We start from the raw sequence: 22,498 nt of genomic DNA on the forward strand, positions 1-22,498 counted from the left end.
GCTACTTGCCCGCTTCGCGCTGGACCTCGCGCCAGCCGATGTCGCGGCGGCAGAAGCCGCTCGGGAACTCGATCGCGTCGACCGCGCGATAGGCGGCCACCTGTGCTGCCGTAACGTCCTTGCCGCACGCGGTGACGTTGAGCACGCGCCCGCCGCTCGCGACCAGCGTGTCCCCTTCCAGCCGCGTGCCGGCGTGGAAGACCTTGGCACCGTCCGCTTCGGCCGCGCCGAGATCGACCGCGCCGCCTTTCTCGGGCGTGGCGGGATAGCCGCTCGCGGCCATGACGACCGTCAGCGCCGCCATCTCCGACCGCTTGACCGGCGGCTGCGTGGCAAGGCTGCTGGTGGCGCAGGCGAGCATCAGTTCGCCCAGATCGCTCTCCAGCCGCATCATCAGCACCTGGCATTCGGGGTCGCCGAAGCGGCAGTTGTATTCGATCAGCTTGGGCCCGTCCTCGGTCAGCATGAGCCCGGCGTAGAGCACGCCCGAATAGGGCATGCCCTCGTCCGCCATGGTCTTCACCGTCGGCGCGATGATGCGCTTGAGCACTTCGCCGTGCATCGCCGGGGTCAGGACCTTGGCCGGGCTGTAGGCGCCCATGCCGCCGGTGTTCGGGCCGGTGTCCCCGTCGCCGACGCGCTTGTGATCCTGCGCCGTGCCGAACGGCAGGATCGTCGCGCCGTCGGTAAGCGCGAAGAAGCTCGCTTCCTCCCCCTCCATGAATTCCTCGATCACGACTTCGGCGCCGGCCTCTCCGAACTGGCCGCCGAACATGTCGGCCAGCGCAGCCTCGGCGTCCGCGCGGTCCTGCGCGATCACCACGCCCTTGCCCGCGGCGAGCCCGTCGGCCTTGAGCACATAGGGCGCGTCGAACCGGCCGAGCGCGGCCTGCGCTTCGTCGAGCGAGGTTGTGCGGACATAGCCGGCGGTCGGAATCCCGGCGCGCTCGCACAGGTCCTTGGTGAAGCCCTTGCTCCCCTCAAGCTGGGCGGCGGCTTTCGAAGGGCCGAACACTGCGACCCCTTCGCCCCGCAGCGAATCGGCCAGCCCATCGACCAGCGGCGCCTCCGGCCCGATCGCGACCAGGCCGATGCGCTGCTCTTCGCAGAAGGCGATCACCGCCGCGTGATCGGTCGCATCGAGCGCGACGCATTCGGCATGATCGGCGATGCCGGGGTTGCCGGGCGCGGCGTAGAACTTATCCTCGGGTCGCGACAGCAGGCGGGATTGCGCCAGCTTCCACGCCAGCGCATGTTCGCGCCCGCCCGAGCCCAGCAGAAGGATGTTCATGGCCGCTCCAGATTTCGACGATGATGGCAGTAACGGCGGGCTCGTAGCGCGCTCGGCCAAGGGGGACAACGCCGCGCCGCTCTCGATCACGGAAATATCCCAGTTGCTCAAGCGAACGGTCGAGGACCGGTTCGGCTTCGTCCGGCTGCGCGGCGAGCTTTCGGGCGTCAAGCGCGCCGCCTCGGGCCATGTCTACTGCTGCCTGAAAGACGAAGGCGCGGTGATCGACGGGATCATGTGGCGCACGACCGCCCAGCGCCTCTCCTTCGTGCCGGAGGACGGGCTGGAAGTCGTCGCTAGCGGCAAGCTGACGACCTATCCCGGGCGCTCCAAGTACCAGATCGTGATCGACAGCCTCGAAATCGCCGGCGAAGGCGCGCTGCTCGCGCTGCTGGAAAAGACACGCCAGCGGCTTGCGGCGGAAGGCCTCTTCGCAGCCGAGCGCAAGCGTGCGCTGCCGTTCCTGCCGCGCACGATCGGCGTCGTCACCAGCCCCACCGGCGCGGTGATCCGCGACATCCTCCACCGCCTGGCCGACCGGTTCCCGAGCCACGTGGTCGTCTGGCCGGTGCTGGTGCAGGGCCAGGGCTCGGCCGAGCAGGTTGCCGCCGCGGTGCGCGGGTTCGGCGGGATAGCGCAGGACGGACCGGTCCCGCGCCCCGACCTCCTGATCGTCGCGCGCGGCGGCGGCTCGATCGAGGACCTGTGGAGCTTCAACGAGGAGATCGTGGTCCGCGCGATCGCCGAGAGCCCGATCCCGGTGATCTCCGCCGTCGGGCACGAGACCGACACGACGCTCGCCGACCATGCCGCCGACCGCCGCGCGCCGACGCCCACCGCAGCGGCCGAAATGGCCGTGCCCGTGCGGGGCGAACTCGCGGCGACCGTCGCCGACTTCGCAGCGCGCAAGCGCCGCGCGATCCTGCGCCCGGTGGCGATCGGGCGCGAGCGGCTGGAGGCGCGCGTCCAGCGCCTGCCGCGGCCCGAAGCGCTGCTCCAGCCGCAGGCGCAGAAGCTCGACGAACTGACCGAACGCCTGCGCCGCGGCCTCAAGGATCGGGCCGCGCAGGCCCGCGAGCGGCTGCAGGCCGACGCGGCGCGGCTCTCGCCCGCCAGTCTGCGCCACCGGATCGACCGGGCGCAGGACCGGCTGGACGCCACACGCCTTACGCCCCTGCTTGCCACGGCGCGCCTCCAGCGCGAACGCGAGCGTTTCGCGGCACTCGAACGACTGCACGCCTCGCTCAACCCCAAGGCGCCGCTCGCACGGGGATTCGTGCTGGTGAAAGATCCGGGCGGCGAGCTCGTACGCTCGCGCGTCGCCGCAGCCGCGCAGGACCGGCTCGAGATCGAGTTTGCCGACGGCACGCTGGGCGTCGTCCCCGCCGGTTCAGCGCCGGGCAACCCGGCGCCGCGCAAAGTGCCCAAACGCCCTGCCGGCGCACCGCCGCGGCAGGACGATTTGTTCGATCTCGAATGACTTGCTAGGGCGATGGCATGTTGATGAATTCCGGCAGCAATGGCGAGGCGAAGCTCGCTTACGGCCCCAACGGCTTTCGCGTGATGCGCCCGGGCCAGCACGTGTTCTGCGCCGTAACGGGCGAGGCGATCCCGCTGGAGGAGCTGCGCTACTGGAGCGTCGACCGGCAGGAGCCCTATGCCAGCGCCGAGATCGCCACGCAGCGCCTGAACAAAGGCGAATGAGCCGCGCGGCCTTCGCCATTCGCGCGCTGACCGGCGCAGTCGCCGCGGCTGCGCTTGCCAGTTGCATCCCTTCGGCAGAGGTTCCGGACGCGGTGGTCCAGCCGATCCCGGCTCCCGTCCCGAGCCCGGCGCCAGCCCCCATGCCCAGTTCTACCCCCACGCCGCTGCCCGGCCCGACGACCTTCCTCTTCCAGGGCGAGACCACACAGGGCGGCTGGATCCGCGGGCAGGCACCGGCCGGAACCGTCTCGGCACGGCTCGGCGCGCAAGAGCTTGCGCTCGATGCCGAGGGCCGCTTCTTCGCCGCCTTCGACCGCGATGCCGCACCGACGGCCAAGCTCGTCGCCACTCTCTCCGACGGGCGCACGATCGAGAGCCCGATCGCGGTCAGCCCTCGGGACTGGAACATCGAGCACGTGAACGTCGCGCGCAGGTCGGGCGGGCCGAGCGAGGCGTTCATGAAGATCCGGCGGCCGGAGCTCGAGCAGATCTACGCAGCGCGCGAGATCGAATCCGACATCGACGGCTGGCGGCAGGATTTCATCTGGCCCGCGACCGGACGCATCTCCGGCCGCTTCGGCTCCCAGCGCGTCTATCGCGGGGAGCCGGGTGCCTATCACTCGGGCCTCGACATCGCGACGGGCGAGAGCGGCACGCCGTTCGTCGCGCCCGCCGACGGGGTGGTCGTGCTCGCGACCGACGAGCCCTTCAGCCTCGAGGGCAACCTGCTGATCATCGATCATGGGCAGGGGCTCAACAGCGCCTTCCTCCACCTCTCGCGGATCGCCGTGAAAGAAGGGCAGGTCGTGCGCCGAGGGCAGCACATCGGCAATATCGGCGCCAGCGGACGCGCCACCGGGCCGCATCTGCACTGGAGCCTCAAGTGGCGCGACGCGCGTCTCGATCCGCTGCTGTTCCTCGGCCCGATGCCGTGACGGCTTGACCGGCCGGCGAGGAACGGCGACCCGCGCGGCCATGCGGCGCCCCACACGAATCCGGCTCCTGGCGATCTTCGCGGTCGTGGTGCTTGCGGCACCGACCACTTGGCTGCGCACGCCGCCAGCGGAGGATTTCCGCCCTATCCTCGAAATCACACCCGTCGAGATCGGCCGGGACCGCATTGGCGAACTGGCGATCGAGGGGGTGTGGGAACTGCGCAGCACGAACAGCCACTTCGGCGGCTATTCCGCCCTGCTCGCTTTGCCGGACGGGCGCCTTCTCGCCGCCAGCGACCGCGGACGTTTCCTGCGCTTCGCCCCGCCCAGTGCTGCGCCGAGCGTGCCCGAATTTGGCGCAATTGGCGGTGAGGCTACCGAGAACAAGCACGCGGTAGACGCCGAGGCGCTCGCCAGCGACCCGGCCGCGGACCGCATCTGGGTCGCCTACGAAGGGCGCAATTCGATCGTCCGCTTCGGCCCTACACTTGTCGAGGGCGAATCGGTTTCGCCACCCGCCATGCGCCGGTGGTCGAGCAATGGCGGACCGGAGGGGCTGGCGCGCCTGCCCGACGGACGTTTTCTTGTTCTGCAGGAAGGGCGCCCCGACTGGTCGGAGCAGCGCCACGAGGCCCTGCTGTTCCCCGGCGATCCGGTGGAAGGTGCCGCGCCGGTCGAATTCCGCTACGCGCCGCCAGCAGGCTATCGCCCGGTCGATGCCGCACCGCTGCCCGACGGACGGGTATTGATCCTCCACCGGGCCGTCACGCTGGGGCTGCCCTATGCTTTCGCGGTGCGCATCGCGGTGGCCGATCCGGAGGAGATCCGCGCCGACGAGGTCTGGCGCGGGCGCGAGATCGGCGCGATCGCGGCGCCGCTGCCGGCCGACAACTTCGAAGGGATCGCGGCCGTCCCTCGCGCAGACGGATCGGTGACCGTCTGGCTCATCAGCGACGACAACAACGCCGTCCTCCAGCGCACGCTGCTCTACCGCCTGCGCTGGACGCCCTGACGCCGGACACAGCGAAAGGGCGCGCGAATCGCTTCGCACGCCCTTTTCGAAATCCTGTCGCGGGGAGGCGCCCGCAGGCGCCGTCCGGATCAGGCGGCCGCTTCGGTCTTCTTGAGCTCGCGCTTCACCTTGAGCGCGCGCGCGCTGAGCTTCTCGTCGCGGGTCTTGAGCAGCCAGTTGTCGAGGCCGCCGTTGTGCTCCACCGAACGCAGGCCGTGCGTCGAGACGCGGAACTTGAAGCTGCGGTCCAGCTTCTCGCTCATCAGCGTGACGTGCTGCAGGTTCGGCAGGAAGACACGCTTGGTCTTGTTGTTGGCGTGGCTCACGTTGTGGCCGACCTGGCGGCCCTTGCCGGTCAGTTCGCAGATGCGCGACATGGGAAAATCTCTCGTTCGTGATCTGATGGGACTGTAGGCCATGCCTGTCCCGGAAAGCGGCGCGCTTAGCGGGGCCCATGCGAATCGTCAAGCGCGTTGCGCCCCGCGCGGGGTGCGGCTAGCCCCGGATGTCATGAGCCGCTGGCCGATCCCCGCCCCCATGCAACGCGCATTGGCCCTCGCGCAAGAGGCCGCGGATGCCGGCGAAGTGCCGATCGGTGCGGTCGTCGTGCGCGATGGCGCGATCCTCGGCGAAGGGCGCAACGCCCCGCGCGCGGCGCACGATCCGACCGCCCATGCCGAGATTGCCGCGATCCGCGCCGCCGCCTCCGCGCTCGGCGACGAGCGGCTGACAGGCTGCGAGCTGTGGGTCACGCTGGAGCCCTGCGCCATGTGCGCCGGCGCGATCGTCCATGCGCGCATCGCCCGCCTCTACTACGCCGCACCGGACCCCAAGGGCGGTGCGGTCGAACATGGCGCGCGCGTGTTCGATCATCCGCAGAGCCTGCACCGGCCGGAAGTCTACTCCGGCATGGGCGAAGCCGAAGCGGCGGACCTGCTACGCGCCTTCTTCCGCGAACGGCGGTAGGTTTCAGCGGCTTAACTGGTCCGTCATCCCAGGAAGGAGGGTGATGCACCCCTGCGAGCTATAACCCTCGCCACACCTTCACCCGCGTTCCATCCTTCGCCCCATACCGCCGGGCATCGCATTTCGCCGGCCGGAAATCCTTGCCGTAGCAGAGCCGCAACTCCTCCAGCCAACCCCGTCCGTCGAGATGGACCCCCACCGCATCCGCGCGCCAGCCGCGGTTGGCGAGGAGGAAATGCTCGCGGATCGTGCCCGCCGTCAGACCCTCCCGCCGCGAGAGCCGGTCCATGTCGGGAAAGCGGAGGCTGTTCCAGAGGATGCGGGTGACCTTGAAGTACGTCTCGGGCCTCGCGACCATGCAACTCCCGTGCTTCACCCACTGGCGCGCCGCCAGCGACGCGGAGGGCATCATGCACAGGTTCCGCCGCACTTCGGCGGGCGACGCACGACGCGCGGTTTGGCACCACTGTGGCCACGTCTTGTGCCCCTCCGGCCATAGCCCGTGGACCACGAATCCGAAGCGGCCATTGCGGCCGGAACACTGCATGCGCTGCGCCGCCCGCCCCTCGCGCCCCTTGCAGAATTCCGGCGACCACGACAGCGCCAGCGTATACCCCCGCACCGGCACCTGCCGCGCCGGCCCCTCCCGCGCGACCTCGGGCACCCAGACGCTGCGCGGCACCTGGCACTGATAGGCCTGACCGTGCGCCGGCACGGCTATGGCCGCGATCAGAAATCCTGCCCCGACGGCGGCGGCGGCCCGGCGCGAATTCACTCGAACGTAGTGAAGTCGACTTCCTTCCGGTCGAGCCAGTCTTTCGCGTCCGGTCGGAAAAGGAAGTAAATCGCGGCCACCTGCATTACCGTGATCACGACCGATGCGATCATCGCGACACTGGACATTTGCGCAAGCGATCCCGGGAGCATGATGATTCCCAGAACGGTAAATGCGATGAGTATCCACTTCGCGATCTTGCTGCGCATGCGGGAAATGAGGAACCACAGCAGCAGTGTAATGCCCATCCCGACGGCGAAAACGCCGATCGCGAAACCTGCCCCGAGACCCGTCTGGGCCACGGCCGGGTCGGACCGGAGGACTTCCATAGTATCGCCGAAACTGAACACGAAGTTCACCACGCCCAGCGCCAGTGAGCCGAGCAGCAGGTAGTCGAACATCTTGATGGATTGCGGCCGCATATTATCCCCCTCTTTGCGTTTGCAGCGGCATCATACGCATGGGGACGCCGGACGCAATCAGATCGGCGTGAAGTCCAGCCCGATATCCGCCGCGGGCGCGCTCTGGGTCAGGCGGCCGACGGAGACGTAGTCGACTCCCGTCGCGGCCTTGGCGGCGATGGTCGTCAGGTCGATGCCGCCGCTGGCCTCGGTCGGGACGCGGCCGGCGACCATTGCGACCGCCGCGCGCAGCGTCGCGGGATCCATGTTGTCGAGCAGCAGATGGTGCGCACCGGCTTCCAGAGCGGGCTCGATCTGATCGAGCCGATCGACCTCGCAGATGATCGTCGCGACCCCGGCCTCGCGCGCGCGGCGCACGGCCTCCGCCACGCCGCCGGCCACGAGGACGTGGTTGTCCTTGATCATCGCCGCGTCCCACAGCCCCATGCGGTGGTTCTGCGCCCCGCCCATGCGGACTGCGTACTTCTCCAGATGGCGCAGGCCGGGGATCGTCTTGCGGGTGTCGAGCAGCACGCAGTCCGCATCGCCCATCGCGTCGACATAGGCGCGCGTCATCGTCGCGATGCCAGAGAGGTGCTGCACGGTGTTGAGTGCGCTGCGCTCCGCCGTGAGCATGGCCCGCGCCTTGCCCGAGAGGCGCATGACGTCGGTCCCGGCCGGCACGCGGGCGCCCTCCTCCGCCAGCACCTCGATCTCCATCTCCGGATCGAGCGCACGGAAGAAAGCCGCGGCGATCGGCAGCCCCGCGACCACGATCGCATCGCGCGTATCCATCGCACCGGAAAAGCGCGCGTCGGCCGGGATCACGCTCTCGCTAGTCACATCGCGCCCGCCGCCGGGCAGCCCCTCGCCCAGATCCTCGGCCAGCGTTTCGCGCACGAAGCGGGCCAAGTCGAAGCCTTCGATCCGGAACGTCATGCCTTCTCCATCCTAACTCGCCCGCTCGTTACGAACGGACGCCGCCGAAGGCCAGACATTCCGCGGCTGCCGGCACACCAAAAAGGCCGATGCCTGCCTTCGAAGAAGCCAGGCATCGGCCCAGTGATCCCTCGGGGAGAGGGAGATGTACTAGAACCCCTTGGTCACGCTGAAGCCGATGATCCGCGGATCGAGGGTAAATACGTTGGCAGTTAGGCCGGTGTCGTCGCTGTTGAGGAAGAAGTCGGTGATCGGCGCATCGTTGAACACGTTCTTCACGTAGAGTTGCAGCGCGAAATCATCATCCGGCCGCACGAGCGTGATGGCCGCATTGACGTTATCCCATGCCTTCAAGCGGTCTATTTCCGTGTTGTACACCCGCGCGTAGCTCTCCGATTGGCGATAGTAGTCGCCGCGCAGCGTCAGCATCCAGTCGCCGCCATCGATCGGAATTGTGTATTGAGCGCCGATATTGAACGTCAGGTGCGGCGCGTTGGGAAGCTCGTTGCCCGAAAGATCCGCGAAGAACCCGCGTCCGCCGTTGGGAGCATCGGTGAGGGGATCATAGGTGAAGCCGAAGAGCGCATGAAACGGTAGCCCCGGCCGTTCCGGGTCGAAGCTGCCATATCGCTGCGATCCCGCGCAAAGTGACCCCAAGGCAAAGTTGGCAAGCCCGCCGTCAGGGGGCACTGCCAGGAAGCTGTTCATTATGATCTCAACTTTGTCCCGTGGCGCGATGCAGTTCGACGGCACCGCCGGCGAGGGCCGGATCAAAACCCAGTCCTCGTTGCCCTGGGTGCGGTTCATCACATCGATCGACTGCTCGCCGTTCCCGATGCGGGTTTGGAGAAAACCCAGCGTGGCGTCGACGCGGAATCGCTCCGTCGGGTTCCACGCCGCTTCCAGTTCGACGCCCCAAGTGGTGGCATCGAAATTTTCGTTGAGCGATATCCGGTCGACGATCTGCGAAACCTGATAGTCCTTATAGAGGTTGAGGAACACCGTCGCGTTGAGAGACAGGCGCCCGCCGGCAAAGCTGTTTTTCGTGCCGATCTCGAATGCTGTGACGTACTCGGGATCGAAATCGGCGGGAAGCGGCTCATACTGGATGACCGACGGATCGACATCGATCCGGGGCGGGTTGGTACCACCAGCCTTGTATCCGCGCGACACGGATGCATACACGAGCGTATCGTCGCTGAAGGACGTCATCGGCTGCCAGTCCACCACGAAGCGCCCGGTGAACGCATCCGACTTCAGCACCGACGGCGGAAATTCGCGGAAGCCCCGGCTGATATAGCCACCCGAGGTGGGCCCGGTGTCCTGACCGAAGTTCGCGGCGCCGAGAAGGAGCTGTGTCGGGATCGGCGTGGTCGTCTTGGTGTCTTTCGTATAGCGGCCGCCAAGGGTTACCTTCAGGCTTTCGGTCACGTCCCAGTAGAGCTCGCCGAACGCCCCCCAGGACTCGATCTCAACAACGTTCTTGCTGCGAAAATAGTTATGGCCCTCGCCGTTGATTTGATCGATCGGATTGGGGTCGACGTAGACGCATTCGCGCGCCTCGGTTTCGGGTGGCCCACAATTCACGGTAGTTACACCGTTGCTTAGCCGGTCAGCATTCGAATTGAACAACAGCTCCGCGATGTACGAGAAGACATTGCTCATCACATAGTAGTCATCTTGCGTATCGAAGTTGAGGTAGTTCGCGCCGACATTGAAATTGATCGGCCCGTCCATATCGGACTGAAGGCGCAGCTCCTGAAACCACTGCTCGTTCTCCGAGCGACTGATGTCTACCGTCAACCACCGGTCTGAGGGACCGAGCTGCGGATCGGTGTAGACGCCTCCGGGGGTCAGACCGGGATTTGGGAGTAAGTTCCCGCCAGCATCGACGAGCGTGGCACTGTCCGGAAATATCGGCGCGGACACGAATCTGCTATAGTCTTGGGACGAGTAGTAGCTGTCCTTTGCGAAGGTCGTCTGCGAATAGAGGCCGACGTTGCCCAATCCAAGTTCGAGATTGAGCTGGAATATGTCGTTCTTTGCCCGGAATACAGGATCATAGCTCGTTTCGATCTCGCGCAAGTTTCGCGACTGAACGACATCGGCATAAGGAGACGTTTCGAAACTGATGCCTTGCACATTCTGGCGCGTGATGGGATCGCGCCCGACAGCCACGACGCCTGCTGCAAAGAACTGCGACGAACCGCGCAAGTTCGGCGCTCCGAAGGCCGCGTCGCTATACAAGGTGCTCGGTAGACAGCCCTGGCTCAGCTTTGCTTGCATGTACCCGTAGGGTACCGTCGTCTCGCCGACCTGCGTCGGCCCCGGGTCGCGCGTACACAGCTGCTTGCCCGTCCGCGAGCGGTTGTCGTCCTCCTCGAAGTGTTGCCAAATGAAGCTCGCGCTGAAATTGTCGCTTGGCTCCCACCCGACTGACAGGCGCGTGGACCACAGGTCGCGCCCGTTTACCCGCTTGTTGGTATAAGTGTTGAAATCGTAGCCGTCGCGCTTGGTCATCATGCCCGCGGCGCGCACCGCCAGAGTATTGCCGAGCGGCACATTGATATGACCGCTGAGCCGGCGGGTGTCATAGCTGCCCGACTCGGCCTTCACCTGTCCGCTGAACTCCGAATATTCGGGAAGCGCGGGGATCATGTTGACGACGCCAGCCGTCGCGTTGCGGCCATAGAGCGTGCCCTGCGGCCCGCGCAGTACCTCGATCCGCTCCATGTCGAAGAACTCGGACTCGAAGAGCCGATTGCGGATGAGCGGAATGTTGTTGAAGCTGACTGCAACCGCCGGATCCGAAGCGGCCGAGATGGCCTTGGTCCCGATGCCGCGGATCGAGAAGTTGTACATGCTGAAGTTGCTCTTGGAGAAGTTCACATTCGGCACGGCCCGCAACAGCTCCGAACCGCCCTCGATCTTCTGCGCATCCAGATCCTCGCTCGAAAGCGCCGTCACCGCAATCGGCACGTCCTGGATCGATTCTTCTCGCTTCTGAGCGGTGACGATGATCACTTCCTGGCGCAGCGGCTCCGCTGCCGGGGCAGCGCTCGCCGAGGGGTTCGGCGCCGGGGCCGAAGCGGGCGCGAGGGCGTAAGTCCGGTCGTCGCTCGAGACCACGCGAAGGCCCGCATCTGCAGCGATGCGGCGGATCGCCTGGTCTACTGTCATCGCACCTTTCAGTGCGCGGATCGACTTACCCCGCACCGCCGCCGCGCTGACCAGGATCTGCACTTCGGCCTGGGCGGCCACGGCGGGAATACCGGTCGCTGCTGCCTGAGCCGGCACGTCGAAGGTTCTCGTCTGCGCCACGGCCGGCGTGGCCATGACCACCGCGCAGACGGCCGCCGAAGCCGCGAGAGCGCCGCGAAGATCGCGATACCGCATGTAATCCCTCCCATGTCATCGCCCGTTGTTCGGGTCCCATGACTACGATGCATCACGTAGGTATTTCCGTTTCCCCCGTGGTCCTTTCTTTCACTTTCGCGACAGCACGATCCGGTCCGGCCCGGTCTCGACGCGGGCGCCCAGCAGCGCCGCCGCCGCGCGGGCGAAGGCGTCCGGCTCGTTGGTGCGGAAGCGGCCGATCATCTCCTTCTGCCCCAGCGCCGGATCGGCGATCTCCAGCTTGACCGCGTTATAGCGATTGAACGCCGCAGCGGCCTCGGCCACCGTGTCGCCTTCGAACACGAGCTGCCCCGTGCGCCATGAAAGCGAGCGGTCGATCTCGTTTCCGGCAGCGACCACCCGCGGGTCGCCACGCGTCTTGCCGACGAACGTGCGCATGCCGGCGGAAACGCGGCGGCGCGCACCCTCCTGCCCGTCGCGCCAGACCTCGACGATGCCCTCGGTGACCTGGACGTCGACCCCGGTGCCCGTGCGGTGCACGGCAAAGGCGGTGCCGACGGCCCTCACCCTCACCTCGCCGGCCTCGACCACAAACGGCCGCGTCCGGTCTTTGGCGACCTGGAACCAGGCCTCGCCTCGCGCCAGCTCGACCTCGCGCACCTCGGGGGTGAGCGTGACGTCCAGCGTCGTCTGCGTGTTGACCGCCGCGAGCGAACCGTCCTCCAGCGGCACGCGCCGGATCTCGCCCAGCGCAGTCTCGATCCGCTGCGACGGAGGCTGGAGAATTCCGGGAAGGAACAGGCCGGCGGCGAGGCTCGCCGCGATGGCGACGCCGGCGCCCCAGAGAACCCGTCGGCGCTGCAGCGCCGGCCCTCGATTGGCGGGCGCCAGATTTGCCTCAAACCCGCCCAAATCCTCCGTCGCCTCCTGCGCCGGAGCCTGGCCCGCGCCCAGCACGCTCGCACGGTCGAGCATGCGCCACGCGGCCTGCGCGCGGAAATAGGCGCCGCGGCGACGTTCGTCCCCGGCGAGCCAGGCTTCCAGCTCGGCACGCGCGGCCGCGCCGCCGCCCTCGCGGTCGACGCGGGCGACCCACTCGGCCGCGCGATCAGAGATCGCCTGTGCTGTCTCGCGCTCGCTCATCTCGTGCCATTTCCGTCAGTGCCTGCTCGGCGTTCCGCTCCCCCTCCGCGATCGCTTGCAGAATCAGTTTGAGCCCCCTGCCGACGTCGTTCTCCACCACATGCTCGGTCACGCCCAGCCGGCGAGCGACCTCGCGCTGCGGCAGGCCTTCAATCTTGCGCAGCTCGAATATCCTCCGGCATCGCTCGGGCAGCCCTTCGATCAGTCGCCGCACGCGCTCCAGCTCGCGGCGGCCGCCCGCCACCCGTTCGGGCGACGGTTCATCGAGAACGATGTTCAGATTGTCGATTTCCGTAACTGAATCGATCCGCACCACCCGCGCGCGCCTGAGCTGCATGAGAACGACGTTGCGCGCCGTGGTGAAGAAATAGGCGCGGCCGCTGCGGATGTGGCCGACCTCCTCGAGCCGCGCGATCTGACAATAGGCTTCCTGCACGACGTCCTCGATATCCGCGGGATCGAGTGTACGGCGGAGCCACGCGCGCACCTCGCCCTCGTGGGGAAGGATCTCGCTCCCCACCCAGTCCATGATCCTCTCGCGGCTCTGCCTGCTCACGACGCGCTGCTACACCCCCATTCCAGGCACGATGCACGGCGAACGGATTTCCGTACGCGCGCGTGAAAAATTTCTGCCGGCGCCCTCAGTCCGCTGTCGTGGCTGGCCGCTCCCAGCCCTCGCGGTAGCGGGCGAACCAGGCGAGGATGGCCGAGGCCTTGGCGGCCGATTGCGAGGGGCGCGCCGCGATGCCGCCGTGGCTGGCGCCGGGTACCTTGACCAGCGCCGTCGGCACGCCGCGCAGGCGCAGCGCGGTATAGTATTGCTCGGATTCGCTGACTGGCGTGCGGTAATCCTCGCTGCCGACCACGACCAGCGTCGGCGTCTCGACATTGCCGACCAGCGACAGCGGCGAGAGCCGCCAGTAGGTCTCGTGGTCCTCCCACGGCTGGGCGCCGAGCCAGTAGCGACCGAAGAACGCAGGGCCATCGGCGGTGAGCGCCTGCGTCGTCCAGTTGATCACCGGCTTCTGCGTCGCCGCTGCCTTGAAGCGCCGGGTCTTGCCGACGATCCAGCTCGTCAGCACGCCGCCGCCCGAGCCGCCGGTGACGAACAGCGCGTCGGGATCGGCTATGCCCAGCGCGATCGCCCGGTCGACGATGCTCATCAGGTCGAAGTAGTCGTTGCCCGGATAGGCCTTGTCGATCTGGTTCGCGAAGGCCTCGCCGTAGCTGGTCGAACCGCGAGGATTGGCCGAAAGCACCGCGTAGCCCGCAGCGGCATAGAGCTGGTTGTCGGTCGAGAAATGCGGGCCGTAGGCGGAGAAGGGTCCGCCGTGAATCTCCAGGATCAGCGGCACGCGCTGCCCCTCGACGTAACCGGGCGGCAGCGTCAGCCAGCCATCGATCTCCAGACCGTCATGGCTCGACGCGGCCGTGATCTTGCGCACTTCGCCGAGCGCCTTCACCTCGCGCAGCGAGCGGTTGAGGTCGGTCAGCATGCGCGCCTTGCCGCCGCGGGCGATCTGCACTTCCGCCGGACGCGTCGGAGTTCCGCCGGTAAAGGCGATGCTGTCGTCCGCGGCGACCGAGAAGCTGCCGCCGGTGTAGGGCCGGTCGAACCCGCCGCCCGACAGTCCGCCGATCACCTCTTTGACCGAACCGTCCAGGCCGACGCGCGCGACCTTTGTCTCGCCCCGCTCGTCGTACTGGACGTAGATGCCTCGGCCGTCAGCATCCCAGGCGATGCTGGCTGCGCTGAAATCCCAGTCGGCGGTCAGGTTGCGGCGGCCCGATCCGTCGCGATTCATGACGTAGAGATTCGTGTTCTCGTATGCGCGCAGCGCATCATCGAAGCCGAGGTAGGCGATCAGTTTCCCGTCGGGTGAGGAGAGCGGGCTACCGTCGGGACCGTCGCGGTCGGTCAGCCGGGTGAGGCCGCCGGTCGCCACGTCGAGGGCATAGATCTCCCCCTCGAGCGGGTCGGTCTGCCAGTCGGCATTGCGATTGGCGCCGAAGTAGAGCGTGCCCCCGTCGGGCGACCAGCTCAGCGGCCCGCCATCGTGGTAGCGGCCGAAGGTGAGCTGCCGCGGCGCGCCGCCGGTGGCCGGGACGACGAAGACCTTCTCGAACCCCGGCTCGATGTAGCCTTGCCCGTCGGCGCGGTAGGTGAGGAGGTCGTGGACTTCGAGCGGCTCGGCCCATTCTGCGCCTTCGGGCTTGTCAGTGGGCGCCGCGCCGAGCTTCGGCCCATCCTGCTTGACCAACATGGTGTAGGCGATCGAGCGCCCATCGGGTGACCAGGTGATGTTCGAGGGACTCGTCGGCAGGCCGGTGAGACGCACGGCCTCCCCGCCCTCCATCCAGCGCACCCATAGCTGCGGACTGCCGCCTTCGGTCGAGGCATAGGCGAGGCGATCGCCGTCGGGGGACCAGCGGGGTGCGAAGGCGTCTCCCCCACGTCCGGCGACCGGCACTTCCTCGCCGGTGCGGGTGTCGATCAGCCAGATCGTGCTCACCGCCCGGTCGGACATGATGTCGTTCGAGCGGCGGACATAGGCGATGTAGCGCCCGTCGGGGCTTATCTGCGGATCGGCGGCGATGGCGAGGTCGAACAAGTCCGCACCGGTGAAGCGCCGCTCGGGGCCGCTGCGGTCCGCGCCGGCGGCGGAACCCGACATGGCGGCCTCCGGCCTCTGCTCTGCCGAGGGCTCCGGAGCTTCCTGCGGCTCCTGTGCCAACCCGGCTTGCGCCTGAAGCATCAGAAGGCTCGCGCTCAGAACCGCCAGTTTCCGCATCGTAAAGTCCCCTCGTCCAATCCCTGAACGCCGGACCCTAGCGGCACCGAAAGGGCTTGTCAGCGCACCAGGAGCACCGGCGCTTTCACCGTGCGGATCATTGCGGTCGTCGTGCTGCCGACGAGCATCGTCCTGATCGGGGAATGGCCGTAGGCGCCCATCATCAGCAGCGCGCCGTCGATGCCGGCGACGACCTCCCCGATCGCCTGCTCCGCCTTGCCGCGTTCCACCAGCGTTTCCACAGGTCGCCCCTCGGCTATCGATGCAGCCGCGCGTTCGAGCTCGTCCCAGTCGCCCGCCCCGCGCGCCTCGGCCATGACCATGGTCACCGGCAATGCGGCGAACAGCGGCGAGTTCGCCAGGCGCTCCAGCGCGCGTCCGGCGGCGGGACTGCCGTCGTAGGCCAGCACCACGTGCTGCGGTTCATGGAATGCGTGAGCGGCGACCAGCACCGGCTTGCTGCTCGCGCGCACGATGCGTTCGATCTTCGATCCGACGTGGTCGCTGGCAAATTCATGGCTGGCACCGCGCTTGCCGATCACCACGACCCGCGCCGCTTTCTCGCGCTCGAGGATCGTCTCCACGATCCCCCCGTGGCGGTGTAGCGGGACGACGTTCGCCGCGCCCGCGCCGCGCAGCAGCGCCCCTCCCGCGGCGAGCAGGGCGCGTCCCTTCTCAACCTCCACCCGGGCATCGGCTTCGGACAGGCGGACGAGTTCCTCCATCAGCTCGCTCTTGACCCCGAGCCCGATGGCGCCGGACAGATCGCGCCGCGCAGTGACGGGATCGCTCCGCTGCACGACGTGGAGCAGCTCGATCGGCAGCGCCAGCCGCGCCGCGGCCCAGGCCGCGAGGCGGCAGACGCTTTCGGTGTAGGCGGACGCGTCGATCGCGGCGAGCACCCGTTCCATCGCGTTCTCTCCCATCAGTGCCCTCCAGAATGCGCTTCGGCGCCCGGCTTGTCATGCACGGCGTAGCGCTCGATCATCGCCGCGCTGGCCGGGTTGAGCGCGGCGACCTCGACCGCGGTGCCCTCGCGCCGGAACTTGAGGATCGCCTTGTCGAGCGTTCCGACGGCGGAAATGTCCCAGAAGTGCGCCCGGCCGACGTCGATCACCACCCGGTCGACCACCTCCTTGTAATCGAAGGCCGAGACGAAACTGTCGGACGAGGCGAAGAACACCTGCCCCTCGACACGGTAGGTGCGGGTCGTACCATCGGGCGAAAGTTCGCTCCCGACCGTGAACAGCCGCTTGACCTTGCTCGCGAAAAACAGGCCCGAGAGGATCACGCCGGCGAGCACGCCCCGCGCGAGATCGTGGGTCCACACCACCACGACGACGGTGACCACCATGACGACCGAGGACTGCCAGGGATGGTAGCGGATGTCGCGGATCGAGCGCCACGAGAAGGTGCCGATCGAAACCATGATCATTACCGCCACCAGCGCCGCCATCGGGATACGCGCGACGAGCGGGCCGAGCACGACGATCAGGAACAGCAGGAAGGAGCCGGCGACGAAGGTCGAAAGCCGCGTCTCGCCGCCCGACTTCACGTTGATCACCGACTGGCCGATCATCGCGCAGCCGCCCATTCCGCCGAGGAAGCCGGTGAAGAAGTTGGCAATGCCCTGCCCCTTCATTTCGCGCTGCTTGTCCGAACCGGTGTCGGTCAGGTCGTCCACGATCTGCGCGGTCAGCATCGATTCGAGCAGGCCGACGGCGGCCATCGTCGCCGAATAGGGGAAGATGATCTGCAGCGTCTCGAGCGTGAAGGGCACGTCGGGAATCAGCCACTGCGGCAGCGAGGACGGCAGCTCGCCCATGTCGCCCACGGTGCGCACGTCGAACCCTGCGTAGTGAACCACCGCCGTCAGGACCACGATCGCGACCAGCGGCGAGGGAACGGCGCGGGTCAGACGCGGGAAGAGATAGATGATGGCGAGGCCTCCGGCGACGAAGCCGTAAGTCGCCATCGGCACGCCGATCAGTTCGGGAAGCTGCGCCATGAAGATCAGGATCGCGAGCGCGTTGACGAACCCGGTGATCACCGAGCGCGAGACGTACTGCATCAGCAGGTGCAGCCGCAGGTATCCGGCGACGATCTGGATCACGCCCATCAGGATCGTCGCGGCGAACAGGTAATCGAGCCCGTGCTCGCGGATCAGCGGCGTGACGACCACGGCAACGGCGGCGGTCGCGGCGGAAATCATGCCGGGGCGTCCACCGACCAGCGCGATGATCACCGCGATCGAGAACGAGGCATAGAGCCCCACGCGCGGGTCGACCCCGGCGATGATCGAGAAGCCGATCGCTTCGGGGATCAGCGCCAGCGCGACGACGGTGCCGGCGAGGATATCGCGCCGGGGATTGGAAAGCCATTCGCGCCTGAGCGCGGGAATATCGATCATCTTGAAACTACGTCCGACACACGGTGACCGGCGGGCGCAGGCGCGATGCTGGTGCGATCACGATGCGCGGCGATGAAAGCCGGTCTGGAAAGTTGTCCCGGGGATAGGCGCCGGGCCGAGCCACCCGGCAGCGCCGGGTCCGGTGGAATGCGGCCCTTAGGCGGCGAACGATCACGCTGCAAGTGCGAAGAACCCGCGGGGCTTAGCGCCAGCCGTTCGCTTTCGCCTCCGCTTCGGCTTCGGCATCGAGGGCCGGGCCTTGTGCCATATCCTGCGCGCGGGCGAGAAGATCGGCGTCGCTCGCGCCCGCCATGCGGTAGTCGGTCGCAGCGCCGGCACTGCCCTCGCCGAGGGCCTCCAGGCGCCAGCCGTCCCCGTCGCGGCAGGCGATCCCGCCGCCGCCTTCGCCGCTGAAGACGCGGCAGAATTCGCCGCCCTGCGCGCGGAAACTCAGCAGCACGCGCGTATCCGCACCGGGCACCTGTTCGGCGACGAGGCGACTGTCGAGCACCGCGGCAAGCTGCGGATCGGCATAGCCCGCCCCGTTGCCGCCGCTTCCCGGCAAGAGCAGTACCAGCGCGAGCGAGGCAGCCAGCGCCGGTCCCACGATCCAGCCCCAGCGCGGGATAGTGCGTCGCGTCTCGCGGCGTTCCTTCGCCTCGGCGAAGTCGACCACTTCGGCCTCCCGCGGCCGGGTCAGCAGGGCCGCGAGGCGATCGGGCACGGGCGCCGCGGCCACCGGCGCGTAATGATCCGCCAGCCGCGCCCGGAGAGCGCGGTGCGCCTCGACCTCGCCCGCCAGCGCAGGATCGGCGGCGACGGCAGCGGCGACCCGCGCGGCGCGTTCGCCGGTCAGTTCGCCGTCTGCGAAAGCCGCCAGTTCCTCCCGTGTCACGGTCATTGCGTTTCTCCCAGCATCGCCATCAGCGCGTCGCGCCCGCGCACCAGGCGCGAGTTGAGCGTGCCGACCGGGCAGCCGGCGATCTCCGCCGCTTCCTTGTAGGCATAGCCTTCGACCATCACGAGCAGCACCGCCTCGCGCTGGTCGGGCGGCAGTTTCTGCATCGCCCGGTCGACGTAAGACAGCTCGACCGCGGCTTCCTGCGCGCCGTCGCCGCCCTGCCTTGCACCGGCTTCCTCGTCCACGAAGGTCTGCCTGCGGCGGGTCCCCGCGCGGCCCTCGTCGATCCAGATGTTGCGCATGATCCTGTACATCCAACTGTCGAGCCGCGTACCTTCCTGCCACCTGGACCGGTTGGCGAGCGCGCGTTCGAGCGACATCTGGCAGAGGTCGTCGCCGTCCGCAGGATTGCCCGCCAGCCCGGCGGCGAAACGGCGCAGCCGGGGCAGCAGGTCCAGCAAGTCCTGTTCGAACTTCGTGCTCAGTGCCTCTGCCTTCCACGGATTAAACGGACGACCCGGTGCGTTTCATCCATGCTTAATCGCTTTCGCGAGACAAGGGACAGCCGATGCGCCGAATTTTCTTCATTTCCGCCGCCTGCGCCCTGATCGCCGCGCCCCTGTCGGCACAGATCGCGCTGCCGGGCGTGCAGGTGCCCGACATCGGCGGAGTGCTCGACACCACAACCGACGTGCTCGACCGCACGACGCGCGACCTCCGCGGCACGGTCGAGGAGCTCGCGCGCGACCGGCTGCGGACCATCGACCGGCTCGTCCGGCGGCACCGCGACGTGATCGAGCGCGACGCCCGCGGCGCACCCGCGCGGCGGGGAGAGATCCTGGTGATGGATGCCTCGGCCGAAGCGCTGGCGGCCGGCGAGGCGGCGGGCTTTGCCGTCCTCTCGCGAGAAGAGATCGAAGGCCTCGGCTTCGCGGTCGTCCGACTGCAGGTGCCCGAGGGGATGGACCTCGCCGAAGCCGAGGGCACTCTGGCGCGGCTGATGCCGCAGGCGAGCGTCGCACCCGACAATCTCCACTTCCGGTCGGGCGCCGCGACCCGTTCCGTCCCCCCTCCGCCGCTTCCGATCGCCGCCGCGGCCGCGACGAGCGGCGGAGCGCCGGTCGGCATGATCGACGGCGCGCCGGGCAAGGCTGCGCCGGTCGTCGCGGTCCGCGGCTTCGCAAAGGGCGCGCCCTACCCCAGCAACCACGGCAGCGCGATCGCCGCGCTGCTTGCCCACGCCGGGGCCGGCCCGATCCGCGTCGCCGACGTCTTCGGCACCGACGACGCGGGGGGCAATGCGCTGGCCATGGCCAAGGGGCTCGGCTGGCTGGTCGGTGCGGGCTCGAAAGTGGTGACGATCAGCCTGGTCGGCCCGCGCAATCCGGTTCTGGAACGCGCGATCGGCGCCGCGCAGCGCAAGGGAGTGGTCGTGGTCGCAGCCGTGGGCAACGGCGGCCCGGCGGCCCCACCCGCCTATCCCGCATCGTACGACGGGGTAGTCGCAGTGACCGCGGTCGACGGCAAGCGCCGCGCGCTGATCGAGGCGGGCCGTGCGCTCCATCTCGACTATGCCGCGCCCGGCGCCGACATTCACGGCATCGATGCCGAGGGAGACCGGGTGCGCCTGCGCGGCACCTCGTTCGCAACGCCGCTCGTTGCAGCACGGGCTGCGCTGGCGATCGGGCGAGGCCGCGCCTGGCGCGCGGCACTCGACGCGCAGGCCGAAGACCTCGGGCGCGAGGGGCCGGACGATACTTATGGCCGCGGCCTGATCTGCGGTTCCTGCGAGGGCGTGCCGAAAAAATCTCGCGACTGATGGATTAAGCGCCCCGGGGCGTCCGTTTCCCTTTCAAGCGAACGCATCCCCCCTCCCGCGTTCGCCGGAAAGAAAGGGACATGTCATGAAGAACCTTCTTCTCGCAGCTTCGGCTCTCACACTGTTCGCCGCGCCCGCGCACGCACAGCTCCTTGGCGGCAGCGGCGGCGCGCTCGGCGGCCTCGGCGGCACGGTGAACGGCGCGATCAATTCGACCCTGCGCACTTCGACCGATTCGATCCGCTCGACCACCCGCAGCACCGTGCGCGGCGATGCCCGGACCCGCGGCGAGCAGCATGTCGACCATCGCTCCGGCGAGGTCTCGGTCGACCGCTCGCTCGACGCGAGCGTCGATGGTGCGGCCTCTCAGCTTCTTGAGGGTCCGGCGGGTTCGACCAATGGTAACGCCTCCGCTTCGGGCAGTGCTTCCGGCTCGGTGGGTGCCGACGCGCAGCTCGTGGGCACCGACGCGGTTCGCGGCCTCGCCGCGCAGGGCGTCGCCACGGCCGGCGAAGGCGTCGCCGCGGTCCGCGGCAGTGCGGCCGGTGCGGCGAGCGCGGCGGGCGATCTCGCCGCCTCGGCCAGCGGCAACGGCTCGGCCGCGGGTTCGGCGGCCGGATCGGGCGCGGCCGGTCTCGGCTCCGGCATGCTGGCTGCTGCCGGCAGCGCAGCCGCGGCAGCGGACGGCGCGTTCTCCGTCGCCCCGGGCATGCCGGTCGTGACGCCCGAGGGCGCGCAGCTCGGCACGGTCAGCGAAGTCGTCGCCGACCAGCAGGGCCGCGTGCAGCAGGCGCTCGTCGCCACGCCAGACGGAACCGCGACCATCCCCGCGGCCGACCTCAGCGCCAGCGGCGACGCTCTGGTCGCCGGCACCGGCACCCTCTCCACTGCCAGTGAAGGCGCGACCAGCTCCGCAACGCAAGGTGACGCGTCCCCCCGTTAACCCGTCCTTGCCTTGCGAACCGGAGGGGCGGCCGAGCGAGAACTCGGCCGCCCTCTTTTTTCCCGTTTCAGCGGCGCTCGTCGTAGACGAGGCGGAAGCCGACGTTGGAGGCGCCCATGCCCGGATCGCGGCCCGTGCGGGCCGCGGGGCGGTAACGGCGGCAGTAGTTGGGCGCGCAGAGGTAGCTGCCGCCCTTGATGACGCGGGGCCTCAGCCCCGGCTGAACCGGATCGTAGGCGGCGTTTTCACTGGGTCCCGGGGGGTTCTCCGCGGGAGCATCCGGATCGTGCCCCGGGGCGTAGAAGTCGGACGTCATCTCCCACACGTTGCCGACCATGTCGTGAAGGCCGTGGGCGTTGGGCGCGTAGCAGCCGACCGGCGCAATGCGGTCGAAGCCGTCCTCGCCCGAGTTCTGGACCGGGAACGCGCCCTGCCAGCTGTTCGCCTCCGTCGGCTGCTCGGTGCTCGGCGCCGCGCCCGCGCGGGCGGCATATTCCCATTCCGCCTCCGTCGGCAGCCGGCCGCCGCGCCAGTGGGCGTAGGCCGCCATGTCGTCGTAGGCGAGGTGCACCACCGGCTCGTCGGCGCGGTAGTCGGGCCCGGCGGGGCCGTAGGGCTTGCGCCAGTTCGCGCCCGGCACATATTCCCACCAGTCGGCATAATGCGCCGACGGGCTGTCGGGCGGCGTGAACACTGCCGATCCGGGCTTCAGCATGTACGGCGGAATCTGGTCCAGAGGCACGCCGAACAGCGCAGGATCGACCGGTTCTTCGGCGATCGTGCGGTAGCCGGTCGCCTCGACGAATGCCGCGAACTGGCGGTTGGTGACTTCATGGCGATCGATGCGGAAGCCGCTGACCGTCACTTCGCGCGCCGGCCCTTCTTCGGGATAGACGTCGTCCTGCCCCATCAGGAACCTGCCGCCGGGGAGACTGACGGGTTCGTCGGACGGGGTGGCGCAGGTCCGCTCCGGAGCGGCAGCGGGCCGCGGCTCGCTGTCGGCGGGCGCCGGATCGCTGCACCCGCCGATCGCCAACAACGGCACGATCAGGCACAGCGGCGCACCGAAGGGCACCGAACGCGCATATCGGGAGCGTGCCATCACCATGA

Annotated in this window: 21 protein-coding genes and 1 other annotated feature; of the genes, 7 read left to right on the forward strand and 14 right to left on the reverse strand. The window is 68.4% G+C overall.

Annotated elements, in window-relative coordinates:
* Window position 1: 1 nt before the first annotated feature.
* Complete coding sequence (gene purD / locus JNO53_RS13955) at window positions 2-1,291, reverse strand: phosphoribosylamine--glycine ligase (RefSeq protein WP_203112713.1); 1,290 nt, start codon at window positions 1,289-1,291, stop codon at window positions 2-4.
* On the opposite strand from purD, the gene xseA reads away from it, so the two are divergent.
* From xseA to JNO53_RS13975, 4 genes are read left to right on the forward strand one after another with little or no spacing between them, the layout of a single operon-like run.
* A complete protein-coding gene (gene xseA, locus JNO53_RS13960; RefSeq protein WP_203112716.1) occupies window positions 1,290-2,771 on the forward strand; it encodes an exodeoxyribonuclease VII large subunit in 1,482 nt (493 codons plus the stop codon). The two genes, purD and xseA, sit on opposite strands and share 2 nt — an antisense overlap.
* A 17-nt stretch (window positions 2,772-2,788) precedes the next feature.
* A complete protein-coding gene (locus JNO53_RS13965) occupies window positions 2,789-2,995 on the forward strand; it encodes a DUF2093 domain-containing protein (protein WP_203112718.1) in 207 nt (68 codons plus the stop codon).
* Window positions 2,992-3,930 carry a M23 family metallopeptidase gene (locus JNO53_RS13970; RefSeq protein WP_203112721.1) on the forward strand — a complete coding sequence of 313 codons (939 nt, stop codon included), beginning with the start codon at window positions 2,992-2,994 and terminating at the stop codon, window positions 3,928-3,930. The genes JNO53_RS13965 and JNO53_RS13970 overlap by 4 nt, the downstream gene beginning before the upstream one ends.
* 40 nt (window positions 3,931-3,970) lie before the next feature.
* The gene (locus JNO53_RS13975) at window positions 3,971-4,942 is read left to right on the forward strand and encodes an esterase-like activity of phytase family protein (protein ID WP_203112724.1); all 972 of its coding nucleotides are present in this window, start codon (window positions 3,971-3,973) and stop codon (window positions 4,940-4,942) included.
* 89 nt (window positions 4,943-5,031) lie between these two features.
* Here JNO53_RS13975 and rpmB read toward each other — a convergent pair whose 3' ends face one another.
* Window positions 5,032-5,319, reverse strand: a complete 288-nt coding sequence (gene rpmB / locus JNO53_RS13980) for a 50S ribosomal protein L28 (RefSeq protein ID WP_203112728.1) — start codon at window positions 5,317-5,319, stop codon at window positions 5,032-5,034.
* Window positions 5,320-5,452: 133 nt separating this feature from the next.
* Here rpmB and tadA point away from each other — a divergent pair, with 133 nt between their 5' ends.
* A complete protein-coding gene (gene tadA, locus JNO53_RS13985; RefSeq protein ID WP_203112730.1) occupies window positions 5,453-5,908 on the forward strand; it encodes a tRNA adenosine(34) deaminase TadA in 456 nt (151 codons plus the stop codon).
* Between the two features lie 58 nt (window positions 5,909-5,966).
* Here tadA and JNO53_RS13990 read toward each other — a convergent pair whose 3' ends face one another.
* The 11 genes from JNO53_RS13990 to JNO53_RS14040 all read right to left on the reverse strand — a co-directional run bounded on the left by JNO53_RS13990 (window position 5,967) and on the right by JNO53_RS14040 (window position 19,087).
* On the reverse strand, window positions 5,967-6,683 hold the full coding sequence (locus JNO53_RS13990) for a ribonuclease T2 family protein (protein ID WP_338015366.1): 717 nt from the start codon (window positions 6,681-6,683) through the stop codon (window positions 5,967-5,969).
* Window positions 6,680-7,105, reverse strand: a complete 426-nt coding sequence (locus JNO53_RS13995) for a hypothetical protein (RefSeq protein ID WP_203112732.1) — start codon at window positions 7,103-7,105, stop codon at window positions 6,680-6,682. Before JNO53_RS13995 ends, JNO53_RS13990 begins: the two co-directional genes overlap by 4 nt.
* Window positions 7,106-7,162: 57 nt before the next feature.
* Window positions 7,163-8,023, reverse strand: a complete 861-nt coding sequence (gene nadC / locus JNO53_RS14000) for a carboxylating nicotinate-nucleotide diphosphorylase (RefSeq protein ID WP_203112743.1) — start codon at window positions 8,021-8,023, stop codon at window positions 7,163-7,165.
* 150 nt (window positions 8,024-8,173) lie between these two features.
* A complete protein-coding gene (locus tag JNO53_RS14005; protein WP_203112746.1) occupies window positions 8,174-11,419 on the reverse strand; it encodes a TonB-dependent receptor domain-containing protein in 3,246 nt (1,081 codons plus the stop codon).
* Between the two features lie 90 nt (window positions 11,420-11,509).
* Window positions 11,510-12,523 carry a FecR family protein gene (locus tag JNO53_RS14010; RefSeq protein ID WP_203112758.1) on the reverse strand — a complete coding sequence of 338 codons (1,014 nt, stop codon included), beginning with the start codon at window positions 12,521-12,523 and terminating at the stop codon, window positions 11,510-11,512.
* Window positions 12,489-13,079 carry an RNA polymerase sigma factor gene (locus JNO53_RS14015; protein ID WP_338015367.1) on the reverse strand — a complete coding sequence of 197 codons (591 nt, stop codon included), beginning with the start codon at window positions 13,077-13,079 and terminating at the stop codon, window positions 12,489-12,491. The genes JNO53_RS14010 and JNO53_RS14015 overlap by 35 nt, the downstream gene beginning before the upstream one ends.
* An 85-nt stretch (window positions 13,080-13,164) precedes the next feature.
* Window positions 13,165-15,315 carry an alpha/beta hydrolase family protein gene (locus tag JNO53_RS14020; RefSeq protein WP_203112761.1) on the reverse strand — a complete coding sequence of 717 codons (2,151 nt, stop codon included), beginning with the start codon at window positions 15,313-15,315 and terminating at the stop codon, window positions 13,165-13,167.
* A gap of 59 nt (window positions 15,316-15,374) precedes the next feature.
* On the reverse strand, window positions 15,375-16,241 hold the full coding sequence (locus JNO53_RS14025) for a universal stress protein (protein WP_238401942.1): 867 nt from the start codon (window positions 16,239-16,241) through the stop codon (window positions 15,375-15,377).
* The gene (locus JNO53_RS14030; protein ID WP_203112764.1) at window positions 16,241-17,725 is read right to left on the reverse strand and encodes a SulP family inorganic anion transporter; all 1,485 of its coding nucleotides are present in this window, start codon (window positions 17,723-17,725) and stop codon (window positions 16,241-16,243) included. The genes JNO53_RS14025 and JNO53_RS14030 overlap by 1 nt, the downstream gene beginning before the upstream one ends.
* Before the next feature lie 90 nt (window positions 17,726-17,815).
* Window positions 17,816-17,869 (reverse strand) — a sequence feature (sul1 is cis-regulatory element that is thought to sense ions involved in sulfur or methionine metabolism; They are found in Alphaproteobacteria).
* 58 nt (window positions 17,870-17,927) lie between these two features.
* A complete protein-coding gene (locus tag JNO53_RS14035) occupies window positions 17,928-18,626 on the reverse strand; it encodes an anti-sigma factor (RefSeq protein WP_203112767.1) in 699 nt (232 codons plus the stop codon).
* Window positions 18,623-19,087 carry an RNA polymerase sigma factor gene (locus JNO53_RS14040; protein ID WP_238401943.1) on the reverse strand — a complete coding sequence of 155 codons (465 nt, stop codon included), beginning with the start codon at window positions 19,085-19,087 and terminating at the stop codon, window positions 18,623-18,625. The genes JNO53_RS14035 and JNO53_RS14040 overlap by 4 nt, the downstream gene beginning before the upstream one ends.
* 107 nt (window positions 19,088-19,194) lie before the next feature.
* Here JNO53_RS14040 and JNO53_RS14045 point away from each other — a divergent pair, with 107 nt between their 5' ends.
* Window positions 19,195-20,445 carry a S8 family serine peptidase gene (locus tag JNO53_RS14045; protein WP_203112770.1) on the forward strand — a complete coding sequence of 417 codons (1,251 nt, stop codon included), beginning with the start codon at window positions 19,195-19,197 and terminating at the stop codon, window positions 20,443-20,445.
* A gap of 85 nt (window positions 20,446-20,530) precedes the next feature.
* Entirely contained in the window at window positions 20,531-21,388 is an 858-nt protein-coding gene (locus JNO53_RS14050) for a hypothetical protein (RefSeq protein WP_203112773.1), read from the forward strand.
* Window positions 21,389-21,455: 67 nt separating this feature from the next.
* Here the strand turns inward: JNO53_RS14050 and JNO53_RS14055 are convergent, their stop codons facing one another.
* Window positions 21,456-22,490: a formylglycine-generating enzyme family protein gene (locus JNO53_RS14055; protein ID WP_203112776.1), complete on the reverse strand. Its 1,035-nt coding sequence runs from the start codon at window positions 22,488-22,490 to the stop codon at window positions 21,456-21,458.
* Window positions 22,491-22,498: the final 8 nt, after the last annotated feature.

It is taken from the genome of Altererythrobacter sp. C41 (assembly GCF_016803135.1).
Classification (GTDB): Bacteria; Pseudomonadota; Alphaproteobacteria; order Sphingomonadales; family Sphingomonadaceae; genus Pelagerythrobacter.